Annotated in this window: 15 protein-coding genes; 9 read left to right on the forward strand and 6 right to left on the reverse strand. The window is 33.5% G+C overall.

The window, feature by feature from the left end; all coding sequences use genetic code 11:
• Nucleotides 1–561 precede the first annotated feature (561 nt).
• The 3 genes from Q0929_RS04570 to Q0929_RS04580 are packed head-to-tail and all read left to right on the forward strand — an operon-like array spanning nucleotide 562 to nucleotide 6,371.
• Entirely contained in the window at nucleotides 562–1,953 is a 1,392-nt protein-coding gene (locus Q0929_RS04570; protein WP_299238393.1) for a TolC family protein, read from the forward strand.
• Between the two features lie 2 nt (nucleotides 1,954–1,955).
• Nucleotides 1,956–3,122: an efflux RND transporter periplasmic adaptor subunit gene (locus tag Q0929_RS04575; RefSeq protein ID WP_299238394.1), complete on the forward strand. Its 1,167-nt coding sequence runs from the start codon at nucleotides 1,956–1,958 to the stop codon at nucleotides 3,120–3,122.
• Nucleotides 3,123–3,125: 3 nt separating this feature from the next.
• On the forward strand, nucleotides 3,126–6,371 hold the full coding sequence (locus Q0929_RS04580) for an efflux RND transporter permease subunit (RefSeq protein ID WP_299238396.1): 3,246 nt from the start codon (nucleotides 3,126–3,128) through the stop codon (nucleotides 6,369–6,371).
• A 288-nt stretch (nucleotides 6,372–6,659) separates the two neighbouring features.
• Here the strand turns inward: Q0929_RS04580 and mnmA are convergent, their stop codons facing one another.
• From mnmA to Q0929_RS04600, 4 genes are read right to left on the reverse strand one after another with little or no spacing between them, the layout of a single operon-like run.
• Nucleotides 6,660–7,718, reverse strand: coding sequence for a tRNA 2-thiouridine(34) synthase MnmA (gene mnmA / locus Q0929_RS04585; RefSeq protein WP_299238398.1), 1,059 nt, complete (start codon nucleotides 7,716–7,718; stop codon nucleotides 6,660–6,662).
• Nucleotides 7,718–8,938, reverse strand: a complete 1,221-nt coding sequence (locus tag Q0929_RS04590; RefSeq protein WP_299238400.1) for a type II secretion system F family protein — start codon at nucleotides 8,936–8,938, stop codon at nucleotides 7,718–7,720. Before Q0929_RS04590 ends, mnmA begins: the two co-directional genes overlap by 1 nt.
• Entirely contained in the window at nucleotides 8,938–10,026 is a 1,089-nt protein-coding gene (locus tag Q0929_RS04595) for a type IV pilus twitching motility protein PilT (protein WP_299238402.1), read from the reverse strand. Before Q0929_RS04595 ends, Q0929_RS04590 begins: the two co-directional genes overlap by 1 nt.
• A gap of 31 nt (nucleotides 10,027–10,057) precedes the next feature.
• On the reverse strand, nucleotides 10,058–11,794 hold the full coding sequence (locus tag Q0929_RS04600) for a GspE/PulE family protein (RefSeq protein ID WP_299238404.1): 1,737 nt from the start codon (nucleotides 11,792–11,794) through the stop codon (nucleotides 10,058–10,060).
• 253 nt (nucleotides 11,795–12,047) lie between these two features.
• Between Q0929_RS04600 and Q0929_RS04605 the strand changes: the two genes are divergently transcribed.
• The 6 genes from Q0929_RS04605 (at nucleotide 12,048) to Q0929_RS04630 (ending at nucleotide 17,334) form a co-directional block, all read left to right on the forward strand.
• Nucleotides 12,048–12,683 (forward strand): hypothetical protein, encoded by a 636-nt coding sequence (locus Q0929_RS04605; protein ID WP_299238405.1) that lies wholly within the window; start codon nucleotides 12,048–12,050, stop codon nucleotides 12,681–12,683.
• Nucleotides 12,667–13,983: a tRNA (N(6)-L-threonylcarbamoyladenosine(37)-C(2))-methylthiotransferase MtaB gene (mtaB, locus tag Q0929_RS04610; RefSeq protein ID WP_299238407.1), complete on the forward strand. Its 1,317-nt coding sequence runs from the start codon at nucleotides 12,667–12,669 to the stop codon at nucleotides 13,981–13,983. Before Q0929_RS04605 ends, mtaB begins: the two co-directional genes overlap by 17 nt.
• 3 nt (nucleotides 13,984–13,986) lie before the next feature.
• Nucleotides 13,987–14,403 (forward strand): CoA-binding protein, encoded by a 417-nt coding sequence (locus Q0929_RS04615; protein WP_299225810.1) that lies wholly within the window; start codon nucleotides 13,987–13,989, stop codon nucleotides 14,401–14,403.
• Nucleotides 14,404–14,670: 267 nt separating this feature from the next.
• Nucleotides 14,671–15,327 (forward strand): isoprenoid biosynthesis glyoxalase ElbB, encoded by a 657-nt coding sequence (gene elbB / locus Q0929_RS04620; RefSeq protein ID WP_299238409.1) that lies wholly within the window; start codon nucleotides 14,671–14,673, stop codon nucleotides 15,325–15,327.
• Nucleotides 15,324–16,898, forward strand: coding sequence for an NAD(P)H-hydrate dehydratase (locus Q0929_RS04625; protein WP_299238411.1), 1,575 nt, complete (start codon nucleotides 15,324–15,326; stop codon nucleotides 16,896–16,898). Before elbB ends, Q0929_RS04625 begins: the two co-directional genes overlap by 4 nt.
• Nucleotides 16,885–17,334 (forward strand): nucleoside deaminase, encoded by a 450-nt coding sequence (locus Q0929_RS04630; protein ID WP_299238413.1) that lies wholly within the window; start codon nucleotides 16,885–16,887, stop codon nucleotides 17,332–17,334. The genes Q0929_RS04625 and Q0929_RS04630 overlap by 14 nt, the downstream gene beginning before the upstream one ends.
• 365 nt (nucleotides 17,335–17,699) lie before the next feature.
• Here Q0929_RS04630 and Q0929_RS04640 read toward each other — a convergent pair whose 3' ends face one another.
• Both Q0929_RS04640 and purN read right to left on the reverse strand, forming a co-directional pair.
• On the reverse strand, nucleotides 17,700–18,572 hold the full coding sequence (locus tag Q0929_RS04640) for a 4Fe-4S binding protein (protein ID WP_299238415.1): 873 nt from the start codon (nucleotides 18,570–18,572) through the stop codon (nucleotides 17,700–17,702).
• A gap of 50 nt (nucleotides 18,573–18,622) precedes the next feature.
• A complete protein-coding gene (purN, locus tag Q0929_RS04645; protein WP_299238417.1) occupies nucleotides 18,623–19,276 on the reverse strand; it encodes a phosphoribosylglycinamide formyltransferase in 654 nt (217 codons plus the stop codon).

Consider the following 19,276-nt stretch of genomic DNA (forward strand, 5'->3'; position numbering starts at 1 on the left):
ATTTCAATCTTATAAGTAGATGGAGAAAGGTTAAGACTTTTGTTGCTTATCTATATGCATATGCTATTGGTTATAGCTTTTTTAGAAAAAGTAAACTATGGAGGTAATTTCTCACCCGACGTATAATGAAAAATATTAATAATTGTAATAAGTCGGGGAAATTTAATAAAAATCATGAGATTCTTTACTCCGCTCAGAATGACAGCATTGATTTTTTGAAACAGTCTCAGATATCTATAATGACTTTTAACTATCAGATCCTTCGGACTTATATCATCGGGAGTATGATAAAAACAATAATGCTATGATTCTAAAGGTACAATGAAAAATCTACACCTTTTTTACAAAAAAGAAACATATGATTCTTTGCAACGTTCGGATTTAAAAAATGGCATTATTCTAAAACCGACCTTAATATATTCTTAAAATTTTAGCAACAAAAAATAGGTTATACTGTTAAATGGTTTTATGGAGATTTGTCATATTTAGAAAGATTATAGCATGATATAATAATATAATAATATTCGAATATTTGAATAATCTATATAATAGAGGTAAGTTATGAAGAAGAAGATTGTTTTGGCAACGCTAACTGCTATTTCTCTTAGCTATGCTAAGGACTTGACGCTACAAGAAGCTATAGAAACAGGATTAAAAAATAACTATGAAGTAAAAGCAACAGAAAATCTTTTAAAGTCTAAAGAATATCAGTATGAATCTGCCAAAGGAATGAGATTTCCAAGTTTAACATTTTCAGAGATGTTTATGAGAACAAACGAGCCGGGCTTTGCAATGTGGAACACTATGAGCCAAAAGAAGCTTGATTTTATGACCTCTTCAAAATTTGTTGATATGACAGCTATGAATTTAATGTTTCCTCAACCGTTGTTTTCTAAACCATCGTATCCGGAAGTAAACGCATGGAAAACAAAATTTGAACTTCAACTTCCAATATACACAGGTGGAAAATTATCATCTGGTATAGATATGCAGAAAAGAGATTATGAAGCAACAAAAAAGGATTTAGTAAGAGCAAAAGAAAAGGCTATCTATGACATATCAAAAGCTTACTATGGAGCTTTACTTGCTAAAGAAGCAATTGACCTTGCAAATCAGGCATATAAAGATGCTGAAAAGCATTACAACACAGCTGTTAGCATGGTAAAAAATGGTTTTGCTATACCGGCAGATGAATTGAGAGCAAAAGTTTATCTGTCTGATATGAAGTCAAAGATAAAAGAAGCAGAAAATAATTACTTAGTAGCAAAAAGAGCACTACTTTTAGCAATGGGCTTGGATAAAGTAGACCCATCAGAAATAGATGTGGTAGGGCATCTTCAATGTGAAACTATAAATGGTTCGGTGGAGGATTATCAAAACTATGCGCTATCTCACAGGTCAGACCTTATCGCTGTCAGAGAAAAAGTTAAAATTGCAGAAAAGATGATAGAGTTTAATAAAGCTGATATGCTTCCAACGATTGGAGCGTTTGCATCTTATGAATTAAACGATGGTAAATGGATGCTTGGCAACGAAGGGAAATGGTGGATGGCAGGCGTTGCTTTAAACTGGAAAATATTCGATGGTTTTCAATCTTTCAATAAATACAAAAGTGCAAAGGAAACTTATAATCAGTATAAACAACAAGAAAAAGGATTTGAAGAGTTTATAAAATTTAGCGTGTATAAAGCTTACAAAGAAAATCAAACAGAGCAGGAAAAATTAAAGACTGCTGAGGAAAATTTAAAGTACGCGCAAGAGATTTTAAAAATAACAGAAGTAAGATATAAAAATCAGCTTGCATCTATGATTGATTTACTTGATACACAAACAATGTATGACAAAATAAAGTTTGACAAAGCACAAGCAGAATACAACTGTCAATTGTCAGTATTAGAACTAAAATATCAAACTGGAAAATTAATTGAAGAAAATCAAAAGAGAGGAGAGTAAAGATGAAAATGAGCGGACCTGTAAAGTTTATACTCTTTTTTGTTTTACCGATCGCTATCTTCATTTTATGGCTTGGAGGATTTTTATCTCACAGAGTTGAGCCGGGAGAAAAGAAAGAGGTTAAAGTTGTCAGTGGACTACCTGTTTTAACAGTGGAAGAAAAACAAGCACCTAATTATTACAAAGCTGATGGTATGGTTTCGGCTGACAACAATGCAAAAGTGGCTACAAAATGGATGGGCCGAATATTAAAAATCTATGTCAAAGAAGGCGACTATGTAAAAGCCGGACAGGTTTTAGCAATTCTTGATGATTCTGAAATAAAACAGCAAAAAAATGAAGCTTTAGCTGGACTAGAAGAGCTTTCTAAGGCAAGAGAAGAAGCTTTAGCAGCAAGAAAAGCAGCTCTTGAAAACTATGAATTTGCAAAGAGAACTTATGAAAGATTTAAAAATCTTTATCAAGAAAATGCAATCTCAAAACAACAACTTGAAGAGATAGAAACAAAAATGATTGCTGCAAAATCTATGGTTGACCAAGTAGATGCTAAATTAGGTCAGTTAAAAGCAAAAGAATCACAAGTTAAAGCTAAATTAGCTCAAGTTAATGTTATGCAAGGATATACAGTTATTAAAGCACCTTTTGATGGTTATGTTTTAAAGAAGATGAATGATGAAGGAGATATGGTAGCTCCTGGCATGCCAATTTTCATCATTGGAGAGAAAAAATTACAGTTTATAGCAAATCTTGATGAATCATTGCTTGATAAAGTAAAAGAAGGCGATAAGCTTGATATTGATTTAAATGGTAAGGTTGTAAAAGGAAAAGTTATTGAGAAAAACTCAAACATAGACCCAATGAACAGAACCTTTAAAGTTAAGTTAGATATTCCATTTTCAGAAAATATCACAACAGGTATGTACGGAAAGTTATTAATACCTACGGATACAAAGCCAAAAATACTTATTCCTAAAACAGCCGTGTTTAAGTGGGATCAGCTAAATGCAGTTTATACAGTTGATAAGGATAATATAATCAGACTAACCTACGTTAAACTTGGAGAAGACTATGGAGAATACGTAGAAGTTCTTTCGGGTTTAAAACCAGGAGACAGAATTATCCAATCTAACATTGAAAAAGCTTGTGATGGATGTAGGTTAGGAGGATAAAGAATGAACAATTTAGGACTTGCTGGCAGAATTGCTAAGTATTTTATAAACTCTAAGCTAACGCCGCTTTTGGTAGTTGCTTCTTTACTCCTTGGATTTTTTGCAGTATTTACAACATCAAGGGATGAAGAGCCACAAATTGTAGTTCCAATGATCGATATTATGGTTCCATATCCAGGAGCCAAATCAGATACAGTTAACAATCTTATTACAAAACCACTTGAAAAATTAATGTGGGAAATTCCGGATGTTGAGTACGTTTATTCTTATGCCGGGGATGGTTTTGGTATAGTAACAGTTAGATTTAAAGTAGGAGCAAATCCAGAAGATAGCTTAGTAAAACTATACAGCAAAGTAATGTCTAACTATTACAGAATGCCTGAAGGAGCAATGCAGCCTATTATAAAACCAAAATCTATTGATGATGTACCTATCCTGTCAATTACATTACACAGTGATAAATACTCTTCTTATGATTTAAGAAGAATAGCGGAAGTCGTAGAAGATGAAATAAAACAGCTTCCAAATATATCAGAGACTACAATCATAGGTTCAAAACCAAAAGAAATAGATATTCTTTTTGACCCTGCAAAGTTAAACGCCTATAACATTATGCTTCCGCAGGTAGTTCAGGCTCTTCAAAATGCAAACTTTTCTCTTCCATCGGGAGAGTTTGATAAAGATAATTATAGATACAAAGTTAGAACAGGTCAGTTTTTAAAGTCAAAGGAAGATGTTGAAAATGTTGTAGTTGCGGTTTATAACAATGCACCTATTAGAATTAAAGATATAGCAAAAGTTGAAGAAGGTGAAGGTGAGATAGAAAATTACGTTCAGTTTGGATATGGCGTGGCTTCAAATCAAGCTTCTAAACCGATTGAAAACGCAGTATCCATTGCAGTAGCTAAAAAAACAGGAAGTAATGCTGTTGTAGTTGCTGAAAATGTTATTGAAAAATTAAACGAAATGAAAGGTAAAATCATTCCTTCCGATGTGAACTTTACAATCACAAGAAACTATGGAGAAACTGCATCAGAAAAAGCAAACGAACTGATAGAGCACTTACTTATAGCTACTTTTTCTATAGTTCTTTTAATTGCAGTAACTCTTGGATTTAGAGAATCTTTAATTGTTGCAGTAACAATTCCAGTTACACTTGCTATTGCACTATTTTTAAGCGAAATGTACGGATACTCATTAAACAGGGTTACACTTTTTGCACTCATTTTCTCTATCGGTATCCTTGTTGATAACTCTATCGTTGTTCTTGAAAACATTCATAGATGGTTTTCTATGAGAAAGCTTCCAATGGAAGATGCAGCAGTGGTAGCTACTGACGAGGTTGGAAACCCTACTATCTTAGCAACCTTCGCAGTTATTGTTGCACTTCTTCCAATGGCATTTGTTACCGGTCTTATGGGACCATACATGAGACCAATACCAATTAATTCATCTGTTGCAATGTTTTTCTCAATGCTTTTAGCATTTATCTTAACCCCTTACTTAGCCATTAGATGGCTAAAGCACGATGAAGCACATGAAAGCCCAGAAGCTTTAGGAAAAGAGGATGAAGCAAGAGCAGGCTTCTTGGTAAGATTATTTAACAAAATCTATATGCCGCTTTTTAATAGCAGAGCTAAAAGATGGATTTTCCTCGGCTTTGCAGGAATGCTATTGGTTGTATCAGTATTACTCCTTGTAAGTAGAGCAGTTCTTGTAAAAATGCTACCATATGACAACAAAAGTGAATTGCAAGTTGTATTAGACATGCCGGAGGGAACACCTCTACAGGAAACATACAGAGTAGCAAAACAGATAGCAGATTATATCAAAAACACTAACGAAGTTAAAAATTATGTCATCTACGTAGGCCAACCGGCACCATTTGACTTTAACGGTTTAGTAAGACACTACTACTTAAGAGAAGCTCCAAATTTAGCACAAATACATATTAATCTTATTGGCAAATACGATAGAAAAGCACAATCTCACGAGATAGCAGAAAGAATTAGAGATGAAGTAGCAAAAATTGCAAAAGCTAACGGAGCTAAATATGTAGCAGTAGTAGAGCCACCACCAGGACCACCGGTATTATCTCCAATAGTTGCGGAAGTTTACGGACCTGACCATAAAGGACAGCTTGAAGTAGCTAATCAAATCAAGAAAATATTTGAAAATACGCCTGGCATCATAGACGTTGGCATCTATGATAACTATCTGCAAAGAGAATTTCAAATAGAAATAGATAGGGAAAAAGCAAAAAGATATGGGTTATCGGAAGATGTTATTGTAAAAACAGTTAGAATTGCTTTGGCAGGACATAAAGTAGGATTAATCCATTCATCAGACGATTTGCATCCTGTCTCCATAGTTGTAAGATTAGATGAAAAATACAGAGGAAGCATTGAGGATATTTTATCTATGAAAATACCTACTCCTATGGGAGGAATACCACTTAATGCTTTAGTAACCGTTAAGCCTGCAACTACCGAACATGATATTTACAGAAAGAATCTGCAACCGGTTGTTTATGTGATAGCAAACGTTAACGATAAACTTGGCAGCCCAGTTTACCCAATCCTTGACCTTTGGGATAAGATTAAAAATATTAAAACTCCTGATGGAAAAGGTGTAGAAGAATTATTAACTCATCAGCCAGAATTAACTGATAGATACTATGTAAAATGGGACGGAGAATGGCAAGTAACCTACGAAACATTCAGAGATATGGGTATAGCATTTGGAGTTGCTATTGTAGTTTTATACATTTTATTAGTTGGTTGGTTTAAATCTTTCAAAATGCCTGCGGTTATAATGTCTCCAATACCATTTACATTAGTTGGTATTGTACCAGGACACTTTTTAATGGGAGCATTCTTTACAGCTACATCAATGATAGGATTTATTGCATTAGCTGGAATAATTTTAAGAAACTCAATTCTTTTAGTAGAATTTGCAGAGCAGAAATTAAAGGATGGATTACCTTTAGAAGAAGCATTGTTAGAAGCTGGAATAGTAAGGACAAGGCCAATTTTACTTACAGCTGCGGCAATAGTTGTTGGTGCGTTTGTTATCATCTTTGACCCAATCTTTAATGGTCTTGCGATCGCGTTAATATTTGGTACAATTGCATCAACTTTATTAACTCTTGTGGTTGTGCCAGTACTTTATTACATGATAGTTGGAGAAGAAAGAAAATTACATCTTTGCCCAGCAGTTCCAATTGACGCTAAAAAAGAAGAATGCTAATGATGATTTGGGGTCTTTGACCCCTTTTTTGAATAGATATAAAATGGGTAAGTGAGATGTAGAAAGATGATAGAGTAAATGGGTGAAGATCTTCGCTGAGAGTGTTCCAAAAATTAACGTCGTCATTCTGCAGCCGGCGAAGAATCTGCTGTTTTTTCTTTTCAAAAAAATTAAAAAAAGAGATTCCTTGGACTAAAGTCCTCAGAATGACGAATAAAGGTAAGCTTACAAAATTCTATAACACTCTCCCTACTTTTATCGAATTTCTCATCCGACGTATAGTATATTCTAACTTCTTGAAATAATTCCACCACCAAGTAAAGTATCACCATCATAAACAGCTAATATTTGACCGGGTGCAAACTTTGGCACCTTCTCTTCAAAAATTACAGTTAAATTTTCACCGTCAAAATGATATTCCTTAGCTTTTATAGGTTTTTGTTTATACCTTCCTTGAACTTCTATTTTTTTCCATTTTTCAATTGGCACTAAAAAGTTAAAATCCTTCGCAATGACTTTATCCGTAAGTAAATAATCTTTTTCACCTACTACTATTTTATTATTAAGCGCATCCTTTTCTATTACGTATAAAGGCTCTTTCCATGCAATATTTAAACCTCTTCTTTGTCCGATGGTATAGTTCTCTATGCCCTTATGTCTACCTAAAACTTTTCCAGAAATATGAACTATTTCTCCTTCATTAGTTATTATATTCATTGTTTTAAAATATTCTTCCGGAGATTTGCCTTTTGTAAAACAAATCTCAAAGCTTTCTTCTTTTTGACTAACAGGTATTTTATTTTCCTGTGCTATTTTTCTGACTTCTTCTTTTGTTAAATTACCAAGTGGAAATATCAAAGTATCAACCACTTCTTTCTCCACTAAAGCCATAAAGTATGATTGGTCTTTATTTTTATCTATGCCTCTTTTTAAAACTTTAATACCATCCTGAATATCTGTTCTTATGTAATGACCTGTTGCTAAGTAATCAAAACCTAAGCTTTTAATATATTTTGCAAAAAGTCCAGTTTTTACTTCTCTATTGCAGATACTACAAGGGTTTGGTGTCAAGCCAGATTGATAGCCTTCTATAAAATAATTAATTACTTTTTTCTCAAAAATATCCTTCCAATTGATTACATAATGAGGAATTTCTAAAAATTCAGCTACTTTTTTTGCATCTAAAATATCTTTATCAGAACAGCATACTTGAGTGTCAACCTCACAGGAGTCTATGTCTGTAAATTTTAAGCTTATGCCAACGACTTCGTAACCTTGTTTTTTTAAAAGAAATGCAGCAGTAGAGCTGTCTACTCCACCGCTTAAACCCACAACAACTTTTTTCATTATTTAATGAGTTCACCCATTTTGAATATTGGTAAGTATAATGCGATTAAAATAAATCCAACAATTCCACCAATGAATACCATCAGTAAAGGCTCTAAAGTAGAAATAAGCGCATCAACTTCTCTATCTACTTCATCTTCGTAAAAATTAGCGATCGTATCAAGCATCTCGTCTAATCTACCTGTGTTTTCACCTACTGCAGCCATAGCTATAAACATAGGTGGAAAGTATTTTTTATCAAGAGATGCAGCAAATGGTTTACCTTTTTCTATTTCATCTTTGGTTTTTTGTAAAGATTCTTCAATTAATACGTTTCCAACAACTGTAGAAGCAATTTCAACAGACCTTAAAATAGGAACACCACCATTTATAAGCGTAGCAAATGTTCTTGCAAACTTAGCCAATGCACCTTTATGTAGTATTTTTCCTATTATAGGAATCTTTAAGAAAAGATTATGGTAAAATCTTCTTCCATTATATGTTTTATATATTTGCCCATTAACCACCGCTAAAGCAATAAAAAATCCAATGACAAGTAGAATGTTGCTTTTAAGAGTATTGCTGATATTGATAAGTATTTGAGTTGGGGCTGGCAATTCGCCGCCAAAGCTTGCATATATTTCTGCAAAAGTTGGAACTACAAAAGTCAGTAGTCCTAAAACGATCAAAGTTGCTATTACTACTACTGCTGCCGGATACCAAGATGCGCTTATTATCTTTCTTTTTATTGATGCTAATTTTTCATAATAAAGAGTTGCTCTTTTTAAGATTTCATCAAGCTTACCGGACTCCTCTGCTGCAGCAACTAAGTTTACCAAGAAAGACGGAAACACTTTTGGATGCTTTTGCATAGCCTTTGATAAAGACATTCCAGTAACAACATCGTCTTTTACTTTCACTAAAGCTTCTCTCAGTGATGGGTTTGGCATCTGCTCTGATAGTATTTCTAAAGCCTGAGCTATACCAATACCTGCACCTATCATTGCTCCAAGCTGCCTTGTGAATATAGCTAAATCTTCTTCTTTTACTTTCTTTTTAAATGTAGACGTACCACCACCTTTTGACTTTTCTTTTTCCTTTATAGATTTTAGTTTTATTTTTAAATCGACAAAGCCCTGCTTTTTTAAAATATCTTCTGCCTCTTCGATAGACTCTGCTGTTATCGTACCCGTCTTTTTTATACCGAATTTATCCCTTCCTTCGTAAATAAATGTAGCCATTATCTAACTCCTAATGTAGCCATTAGTCTTTTAAGCTCTTCTGGGTCCGGTGATGTCCTTAGAGCATCCTCCGGGGTAATAAGTTTATTTCTTAATGCTTTTATTAAAGATTGGTTCATTGTTTGCATACCACTTTCAGCTTGTCCTGTTTGCATTAGACCATAAATCTGATGAATTTTATTTTCTCTAATCAAGTTTCTTATTGCAGTATTTGGAATCATGACCTCATGAATAAGAACTCTTCCACCACCAATTTTAGGCAAAAGTCTTTGAGATATAACACCTTGAAGAACAAAGCTTAATTCTGTTCTTATCTGATCTTGTTCTTCCATAGGAAATACGTTTATTATTCTGTTAATAGTTTGAACAGCTGTATTTGTGTGCAGTGTTCCAAATACTAAGTGACCGGTTTCTGCTGCAGTCAGTGCTGCCCTTATAGTCTCTAAATCTCTCATTTCACCAACAAGTATAACATCCGGGTCCTCCCTTAAAGCATATTTTAATGCAAGAGCGAAAGAGTCTGTATCTGTCCCTACTTCTCTTTGTGCTATTACAGACTTTTTATGTTGATATATGTATTCTATAGGGTCCTCGATAGTTATTATATGGTGAGGAAAGTTTGCGTTTATGTAATCTATCATAGACGCCAAGGTTGTAGTTTTACCTGAACCTGTTGGACCTGTAACAAGAACCAATCCCATAGAAAGATGGCACAAATCTTTAACCTTAGGTATCAAACCTAACTCTTCCATCGGTTTAATTTCATAAGGAATTCTTCTTAGTGCAGCTGCTACCGTTCCTCTTTGATAAAATACGTTTACCCTAAACCTTCCTATACCTTTTATTCCAAAAGAAAAATCAAGCTCTTTCTTTTCCTCGAAAGTTTTTTTCTGTTTTTCGTTCATAAAAGAATATATAAGGGCTTGTGTATCCTTAGGAGTCATTGGCGGATAGCCGGGTATAGGCATTAATTTTCCGTCAACTCTGACGGTAGGTGGAGTACCAGCAGTTATATGGATATCGGAAGACCTCATCTCAACGGCAGCTTTAGCTATTTCATCAATTCTAAAAGCTTTCAACTCTTCCATTTTTTACCTCCGTTTTTTAACGTGAGACGTCTCACTTCATTAACACCCTTTCTATCTCTGCTATATCTGTTATGCCTTTTTTCATTTTTATCAATCCATCTTTGTAGAGAGTTCTCATACCTGCTTTGATTGCTATCTCTCTTATTTCATCTGCCGATTTTCCTTCATTTATAGCCTTTCTTATGTTTTCGTCCAATCTTAAAATTTCATGAACTGCCGTTCTTCCTTTATATCCTGTCCTATTACATTTATCACAACCTTTTGGATTATGGACAAAAAATTGCCCTGTTTGTATATCCTCATCTGAAAATCCAAAAGTTTTTAAAACTTCAGGAGGAAACTCTGCAGGCTGTTTACAATTATTGCATAATTTTCTTATAAGCCTTTGAGCGATTATTGTATGGACTGCTGTGGAAACTAAAAATCTGTCAACCCCAATATCCACTAATCTTGTTATAGTTGATGGAGCATCGTTTGTATGTAGAGTAGAAAATACTAAGTGTCCTGTCAATGCTGCCTTTACTGCTATTTCGGCAGTTTCTCTATCTCTTATCTCACCAACTAAAATTATATCCGGGTCTTGTCTTAAAAATGCTCTTAGGGTTGTCGCAAAAGTAAGCCCTATCTCTTCTTTTACATGAACTTGGTTAATACCCGGAATTGATACCTCAACAGGGTCTTCTGCTGTCATTATGTTAACATCATCTGTGTTTCTTTCCATCAGGGCAGAGTATAAAGTAGTAGTTTTACCAGAACCTGTTGGACCTGTAACAAGAACCATACCCCATGGAGAGTATATGGCTTCTCTTACAATCTTAAGGTCATCTTCTTCAAATCCTAAATTTTCAAGTTTTACATTTAAATAACTCCCTGCATCTTGAATACGCATAACAATTTTTTCTCCATAAACTGTTGGAAGAGTAGAAACCCTTAAATCGTATTTATTGCCACCTACGGTAATTCTAATCCTACCATCTTGCGGGAGTCTTTTTTCTGAAATATCTAAATAAGACATTATTTTTATCCTTGCAGCAATTGGATCTTTAATATGACCAGGCCAAATTTTATAAGTTCTCAATATACCATCAACTCTAAACCTGATTTTCAACTCTTTTTCCATAGGTTCTATATGAATATCCGATGCACCCAAGTTTATAGCATCAGCGATGATCGCATTTACAGCTTTTATAACTGGACTATCTTGTGCTTCTTTTGATAAATCTTCTAAAGATAATTCTTTTGGTCCTTCTTCTTCTTCGGTTTGCACATCAACGTTTAACTCCACTTCGTCCAAGAGTTTTTTGGCAGGAAGTAAGGGGGTAACTGCCTTTTTAAGCTCTTCTATTTCTGAAAGAGTAGCCACATACGTTTCTAAAGCTCTAATATTCATTGAAAATTTAATTTGATTTAAAGTCTCTCTGTCTGTTGGGTCTAATACAGCTACTTTTAACACTCCTTCTGAATATTCAAACGGAACAATGTATTTTTTTTCTATTAAAGATGTAGGAAATTTCTCTAAAATTTCTTTAGTGAGATTAACTTTATGTATTTTAGGGTCAAAGGGCTTAATAGATGCTTTTACAAAAAATTCTTTTACTTTATTTTCGTCAGCCTTCCCTTTTTTTATTAAAGCTATAAGAACTTCTGTAAAGGATTTTTTTGGATTTATATCTGGATTTCCTCTTACATTTTCAATAGGTATGTAACCTAAATCTACCATCTTTCTTAAAACTAAAAATGTGCGCTCTTTTTTAGAATTTTCCTGCATCACTAAATCCTCGCGTGTTTATTGTTGCGCAGATAACTCCTACTTATCAATATTATCTCTAAAGTTGTGCCTAAATTCAAGATTTTTATAAGAGTTGTCCATAATTCTTGTGAGCTTACTTTTTCGTGTCAATTTCCTGAGGTAAGCTTACAAAAACTTTAGAGTAGACTCTACCACCCTTATGCTAAAAAACATAAAAATAAATTCATAGTTTCTTTAAAATAATAAAATATTCTATAATGGAGGTTTTTGTTTGAAGCTTATAGAAACAGAGCTTTATTTTTACTTTGATACAAATCCGGATGTTAAATTTGGATACGTTTTTAAAGAAGGATTGGCAAAAGGTGAATCTGATTTTTTTGTTGCATCAAAAGAAATAGTCAAAGACAAACCAGACTATCTTAAACATTTAAAAAATCTTAAATGGCAGATATTTAACAAAGCTTTAAATCCAGTGTCAGATAGTTTTGATTGGATATACACAAAAGGAATTATTAAAAACCAGTCTCCTTATTATTTGGCTTTAAAAGATGGAATGGAAGCTCTATACACATTAGAAGGTCAAAAGACAGATGATTTTGAAAAGATAAGAGATAGAGGAGCTTTGACAGGAGAAAGTAAATATTTTTGGGGTAAGAAAAACGGCAAATATGCAATCTATCATGTAGAGACAGGGGAAAAGCTTACAGAAGATTTTAAATCATCAGTCATTGCAGGTGTTATAATTGGAAGAGGAACCTACTTCGTTGGAAGCTATGGAAACGAGATCTTTTATATCTTTGACCTAAAAACAGGTGAAAGATTGACAAAAGAATTTGATGAACATAAACTAATTGAAATACTAAAACATGGAGATTTAGAAAAGGCAGTAGATGAAATTGGAAAATAAAGGCTTGAAAGTAGCTTTTGCAACTCTTGGCTGTAGAATGAATCAATTTGAGACATCTGCATTACAAGAGCAATTTCAGGTGAAAGGCTACAGTATTACAGACTTTGAAGATGTAGCAGATATATATGTGATAAATACATGCACTGTCACGAACGATGCAGATAGAACTTCAAGAAAAACTATAAGACAGGCAAAAAGAAGAAATCCTAACGCAGTTGTAGTTGCTACCGGTTGTTATGCCCAGGTATCTCCAGAAGAGCTTGCAAAAATGGAAGAGATAGATTTAGTTATAGGCAATTCTCATAAAACAGCTGTTTTTGAGATAGTGGAAAATTATATAAATGAAAAATTTGAAAACAAAGTTTTTATAGAAAACATATTTAGAGAAAATCAGTTTAAAACCTTTCAAATCAGCACCTTTTTTGAAGGAGCAAGACCTATAATCAAAGTTCAGGAAGGTTGTAATAGCTTTTGTAGTTTTTGCATCATTCCATTTGCAAGAGGAAAAGTAAGAAGTGCAAAAATAGATGAAATAGTAAATCAAGTTAAAATATTAGTAGATAAAGGATTTAAAGAAATTGTTCTAACAGGAACTCAGCTGTCTCAATATGGATATGACCATAAACAAGGAACGCTTTATGACCTTTTAAAAAATCTTGTCAAGATAGAAAATCTATACAGAATTAGACTTTCATCTATGGGAATAAATGAGCTTGATGATAAACTCATAGACTTTTTAACATCGGAAGAAAAAGTAGCACCACACTTTCATCTATCCATCCAATCAGCAGATGACAAAGTTTTAAGAGATATGAAAAGAAACTATACAGTAAAAGAGTATATAGAAAAAGTAGATAAGATATTATCAAAAAGACCAGAAACCGCAATTGGAACGGATATAATAACAGGATTTCCAACAGAAGATAAAACGGCATTTTTAAACACTGTAAAGACAATAAATGATATTCCTTTTGCATACATACATGTGTTTACATATTCACAGAGAGATGGAACAACAGCTGTAAAATTTGGAGATAAAGTCCATCCGGAAGAAAAAAAAGAAAGGACAAAAATACTCAGAGAAATAAGCTATCAGAAAAACTACGAATTTAGAAAGAGATTTATAAACAAAGATTTAGAATTTTTAATTATCTCTGAAAAAGATGGCTATAAGATAGCAGTTACAGGAAATTACATTTATGCAAAAATAAAGACGGAAAAACCTGTAAACACTATAATTACAGCAAACCTGACAGAAATAGGAAAAGAAAGAGAAGATAATACAGCAGTAGAGGTATAAACTATGCCATTGTTGACAACCGACGAAGAGATAAGAAATGTTTTAAAATCAAGTAAAACAGTCGCGGTAATTGGTATTTCGCCAGAACCACATAAGCCAAGCTATTTTGTGACAGAAGTTGTGAAATCCTACGGATTTAAAATTTATTTAGTAAATCCAAAATATGAAGGTCAGATAATACTTGGTGAAAAGGTTTATAAATCTATATTAGATATTCCCGATGAGATTGATATTGTAGATGTTTTTAGAAGACCGGCAGATGTTGGATATACAGCAGAAGAGGCTATAAAGAAAGGCTTTAAAACATTTTGGTTTCAGCCTCAAACCTATAATGAAGAAGTAGCAAAAATGCTTATAGAAAAAGGTTTTAACGTAGTTGCAAACAAATGTATGAAAGTAGAATGTCAAAGATTACTATAAAAAGGAGAAAAAATAATACCTTGGGTGAGAAATTAGCAGTTTTTATAAATTAAAAATTATAAATTAAAAATGAGATCCTTCGGGCTAAAGTCCTCAGGACGACAGAGAAATTGAAAATATGTTAACGATTGTCTTATTTGTCATTATGCAGCCGGCAAAGAGTCTCAATCTCATGATTTTTATTAAATTTCTCACCCGACGTATCAAAAAAAGATATAATATTATTTAAAGAAACAATTTTAAAAAAAATTGGGAGGTTGTTTGATTATGAAAGTTGGTGTTTTGTTGGCAGGTTGCGGAGTGTTTGACGGTGCAGAAATCCATGAGGCAACTTTAACATTATACTTTCTTGATAAAGCTGGGGTAGAGACTGTAATCATGGCTCCAAATATCAAACAAAAGGATGTAATCAATCATCTTACAGGCGAGCCAATGAATGAAGAAAGAAACGTTCTTGTTGAAGCTGCGAGAATCGCAAGAGGAAACATAAAAGATATAAATGACGTAAAAGCCGAAGATATTGACGCTTTGATTATGCCCGGTGGATATGGTGTAGCTAAAAACTTTTCTAACTTCTTAGAAAAAGGTGCTGAAGCCGATTTAATTCCGGAAGTTAAAAGACTTCTTGTTGATATGTTTAAAGCTGGAAAGCCAATAGGTGCCATCTGTATATCTCCTGTTATAGTAGCGGCAGCATTAAGAGAAGCTAAACCAACTGTAACAATCGGAACAGATATTGATGTAGCTAAAACAATAGAAGACATGGGTGCAAGGCATTTGGCTTGTCCGGTTAACGAGATGGTGGTAGACGAGGAAAACAAAATCGTAACTACTCCTGCATACATGCTTGGAAAGACAATAAAAGACGTTGCAGAAGGGATAGAAAAACTTGTCAATAAAGTAATTGAACTTGCTAAAAAATGAAAATCTTAAAATCTTTTGAGATAGCCAACACTGACAAACGAACTATTGATATAACCGGCATACCGTCTTTGGTGCTTATGGAAAGTGCCGGACGGTCTGCCGTCCAAATAATTTTACAGCATTATCCAAATTCAGAAAAAATAACAGTAGTAGCAGGTAGTGGAAATAATGGCGGTGATGCGGTAGTTGTAGCAAGGTACTTAGCAAAGCTTGGCAAAGAAGTATATTTATTTATTTTGGCAGAAAATGAAAGCAAACTTTCCACTGATAATCTAAAAAATCTTGAAATCTTCAAAAACTTTGGATTTACATATCAGTTTATTACAGATAAAAATCTTGATATATTAGAAAAAAATCTTATTCAAACTGATTTAATCGTTGACGGTATTTTTGGAACAGGTTTTAAGCCGCCTGTAAAATCTTATCGAGAAAATGTTATAAAACTGATAAATCAAAGTAAAAAGCCTGTTGTAAGTATTGATATACCATCGGGTCTTAGTGCTGATACTGGCAACGTTGAAGGAGAAGTTGTAAAGGCAGATATAACAGTAACCTTTGGTTATCCAAAAATCTGTCATGTCTTATATCCGGCATTGCAGTACTGCGGAAAAGTGTATGTTGCAGATATTAGCTTAAATCCTGTATATGCAGAAGTTGAAAGATATCTTATCACACCGAAAAATCTTACTTTGCCGGTTAGAGAAAAAACAGGTCATAAATACACCTTTGGTCATGTGTTGGTTGTTGGCGGTAGCGTTGGAAAATCAGGGGCTGTCATAATGGCGTGTAGGTCTGCTACAAAATCAGGAAGCGGTCTTACTACTGCAATAGTTCCAGATTGTATAAATCAAGTGTTAGAAACAAATCTAATTGAAGAGATGAGTATTCCGGTTAGGTCTGAAAATGGAATGTTTGGCGAAAATCCAGAAAAGATTTTAGAAATCATCCAGAATGGTAAATTTTCTTCGGTTGTTGTTGGAATGGGAATGGGTATATCTAAAACAAACCAAGAGATTATAGAAAAAATCTTAACCATTGATAAACCTTTAATCATTGATGCTGATGGAATAAACAACCTTGCTAATATAGAAAATTTTAAAGAAAAGCTTTCAAATAGAAACAACATTACTGTACTTACACCACATTTAGGAGAGTTTTCAAGAATAACAGGATTATCAGTTAAAGAAATATTAGAAAACTATGAAGAAATAGCAAAAGAGTTTGCGATTAATACAAAAAGCTATGTAGTTTTAAAATTCCATAGAATGGTTATTTTTACACCGGATGGTAAGATTTATTACAGTAATAAAGGAAATCCTGGAATGGCAACAGCCGGAAGCGGAGATGTTTTAGCCGGAATGATTGGAGCATTGATAAACAGACTTAATTCGGAAGATGCTTTAAAGCTTGCCGTATACTTACACGGCTATGCAGGAGATTTGGCAGTTAAAGACGTTGGAGAAGAAAGTTTAAAAGCAACAGACATTATAGATTACATTCCAAAAGCACTAAAAAATTTAGCAGAGATAAAATCAAATCTAAAACAATCTTTGATTTATGAACTATCATAAAAAATTTATAGACCAAGCAGTAAAAGAAGCAGAAAAAGCATTAAAGAAAAACGAAGTTCCGGTCGGTGCCATCATAGTAAAAGACGGAAAAATAATTTCAAAAGCCCATAATCAAAGAATTTCAAAAAATAATGCATTGTATCATGCAGAAATCTTAGCAATAGAAAAAGCCTGCAAAAAACTTAAAACTTGGCGTTTAGATGATGTAGTATTATATACAACTCTTGAACCTTGTCTAATGTGTGCTGGTGCAGTAATGCAAGCAAGGATTAAAAAGGTTGTCTTTTGTGCAAAGGATGAAAAAGGCGGTGCGGTTTTAAGCAAATACACAGTTTTTGACGATAAAAAACTTCCATTTAACGTTGAGTATGAATACATTCCGGATGAAAGATGTAGTAAACTTTTAAAAGAGTTTTTCATAAAGCTTAGAGATTAGATTATTTCGCAAATGGTAAAAGTTTGATTATTAACTCTATCGCATCTTTGTTTATGAAGATGATTAAAAAAGTTAAGGTAATAAACATAATTGTTAACTTTCTATCTATCTTTAGAATTTCTTTCTCAATTTTAGCTTCAAGCTCTTTATGGCTTATTTCTATCTTAGCCTATAATTCTGTTTTTAATATTTCCAAATCAGCTTTGGTAGTCAATTCCTTAGCAAGCTCATCTTTAAGCTCAAGCTTTTTGTTATACCATTCTTAAACTTCTGATATCAAATCTGTTATCACTTTAAATAAAAAGGACCCTCCATCGCGGAGGGTCAATGAGGGGGTTTGGGAGGGGAGGAGGGGTAATATAAAATTAATGCTTATTCAGAGATTTTCCAGATATAAAATCTGGGTCTCTTGGAGGTAATTCTTTCACAATGCCCATTGCTACAGGCAGGCATTTTTCAGATTGAGCTTTTGTGCAAGAATCTATACAATTATAACATTCTATACAAGCTGCAATTCCTTTATAAAAGTCTTGAATGTAAGCCATTCTTCTTGGGTCTAATGCCATAGGGCAGTTTTTAACGCATTCTCTACAGTCTGTACAAGCATCTACATTAACTAACGTAGGTTTATATAAATGGTGATATGGAGTAATCTTTTGGTAAATTCCTGTCGGACAGAAAACCCTGCACCATCTTTTACCGATGAAAAGTTCAAAATAAAACATTCCAGTCATTCCAAGAAAAACAATCCACATAGGAATAAATGCAGGGTTTGTTTTGTAGAAAAAGACTCTTAAATCTGTGACCCAGTTTAAGAAAAGCAAAGAGAATAAAACAGATGTTATAAGAGTAAATACAATATAAAAGATTTTACTTGTTGTTGGAGATTTTGGAGTCCAGGTCATTCTTCTTATTTTTTCTTGAACTTCAGCAAACCATCCACCGGGGCAAATCCACCCACAAAATACTCTTCCAAGAATAAGATTTAAAATAATCACAAGAATTGCAAATATACCAATTGCAAAGATAACCGGTGCTAAACCTTCGGCTACTGTCACAGGATTTCCAAAAATATAAGCTTCATTTCTTGCAATATCTATTTTTGCTATCTTGAAGATAGGAATAATAATCAATAAAAATATAACAGTCAGATATGCAATGTTTCTTAAAATTGTAAACTTATTTTTCTCAAAGTAGCTTGGTTGCGGACAGCTTGTTTTTTCCATAGTTGCTTGCATTTTTTATAACCTCCTGGTTAATAAACATTAACCAATATTATACTCTTTTTTTAAAAATCTTCAAGAGATGGATTTACCGGTAAAGTGCCATATTTTGCATCTTTTACAATTACTTTTCTACCACTTACCACCACTCTATCTTCAACTAACCATTTAATAGCCTGTGGATAAATCTTATGCTCATACTCTAAAATTCTATTGGATAAACTCTCTTCTGTGTCATCCGGCAAAACCGGAACCGCTGCTTGAACTATTACAGGTCCATTGTCAAGTTCCTTAGTTACAAAATGAACAGAACATCCGGTTATCAAAGAACCATAATCTAAGGCTTGCTTTTGTGCGTTTTTACCTTGAAAAGCTGGTACTAAAGAAGGGTGTATGTTTACAATTCTACCTTCAAAAGCATCTATAAACTCATCTGACAAGATTCTCATATATCCAGCCAAAACCACAAAGTCTGGATTTTCTTTTTTAATCAGTTCTGCTATGTATATGTCATATCCCCTTCTTGTTTCGAAAAATGATGGGTCTATAAATTTTGCTTTTATGCCATACTCTTTTGCTATTTCAAGCCCTTTTGCATCCTTTTTGTTTGACAAAACTAAAGATACCTTAGCATTTATCTTCCCGGATTTTATAGCTTCTAAAATGGCTTTTAGATTGCTTCCTCTTCCGGATATAAGAACTACTAAATTTTTTGACAT

Origin of the sequence: Sulfurihydrogenibium sp. (assembly GCF_028276765.1) — a bacterium.
Taxonomy (GTDB): domain Bacteria; phylum Aquificota; class Aquificia; order Aquificales; family Hydrogenothermaceae; genus Sulfurihydrogenibium.

Excerpts from the sequence above, each read along its gene's own strand:
- purN (WP_299238417.1), bottom strand. The coding sequence starts at position 19,276 with ATGTCAAAAAATTTAGTAGTTCTTATATCCGGAAGAGGAAGCAATCTA.
- Q0929_RS04580 (WP_299238396.1), top strand. The coding sequence starts at position 3,126 with ATGAACAATTTAGGACTTGCTGGCAGAATTGCTAAGTATTTTATAAAC.
- mnmA (WP_299238398.1), bottom strand. The coding sequence starts at position 7,718 with ATGAAAAAAGTTGTTGTGGGTTTAAGCGGTGGAGTAGACAGCTCTACT.
- mtaB (WP_299238407.1), top strand. The coding sequence starts at position 12,667 with ATGAAATTGGAAAATAAAGGCTTGAAAGTAGCTTTTGCAACTCTTGGC.
- Q0929_RS04590 (WP_299238400.1), bottom strand. The coding sequence starts at position 8,938 with ATGGCTACATTTATTTACGAAGGAAGGGATAAATTCGGTATAAAAAAG.
- Q0929_RS04640 (WP_299238415.1), bottom strand. The coding sequence starts at position 18,572 with ATGCAAGCAACTATGGAAAAAACAAGCTGTCCGCAACCAAGCTACTTT.
- Q0929_RS04625 (WP_299238411.1), top strand. The coding sequence starts at position 15,324 with ATGAAAATCTTAAAATCTTTTGAGATAGCCAACACTGACAAACGAACT.
- Q0929_RS04615 (WP_299225810.1), top strand. The coding sequence starts at position 13,987 with ATGCCATTGTTGACAACCGACGAAGAGATAAGAAATGTTTTAAAATCA.
- elbB (WP_299238409.1), top strand. The coding sequence starts at position 14,671 with ATGAAAGTTGGTGTTTTGTTGGCAGGTTGCGGAGTGTTTGACGGTGCA.
- Q0929_RS04575 (WP_299238394.1), top strand. The coding sequence starts at position 1,956 with ATGAAAATGAGCGGACCTGTAAAGTTTATACTCTTTTTTGTTTTACCG.
- Q0929_RS04570 (WP_299238393.1), top strand. The coding sequence starts at position 562 with ATGAAGAAGAAGATTGTTTTGGCAACGCTAACTGCTATTTCTCTTAGC.
- Q0929_RS04595 (WP_299238402.1), bottom strand. The coding sequence starts at position 10,026 with ATGGAAGAGTTGAAAGCTTTTAGAATTGATGAAATAGCTAAAGCTGCC.
- Q0929_RS04600 (WP_299238404.1), bottom strand. The coding sequence starts at position 11,794 with ATGCAGGAAAATTCTAAAAAAGAGCGCACATTTTTAGTTTTAAGAAAG.
- Q0929_RS04630 (WP_299238413.1), top strand. The coding sequence starts at position 16,885 with ATGAACTATCATAAAAAATTTATAGACCAAGCAGTAAAAGAAGCAGAA.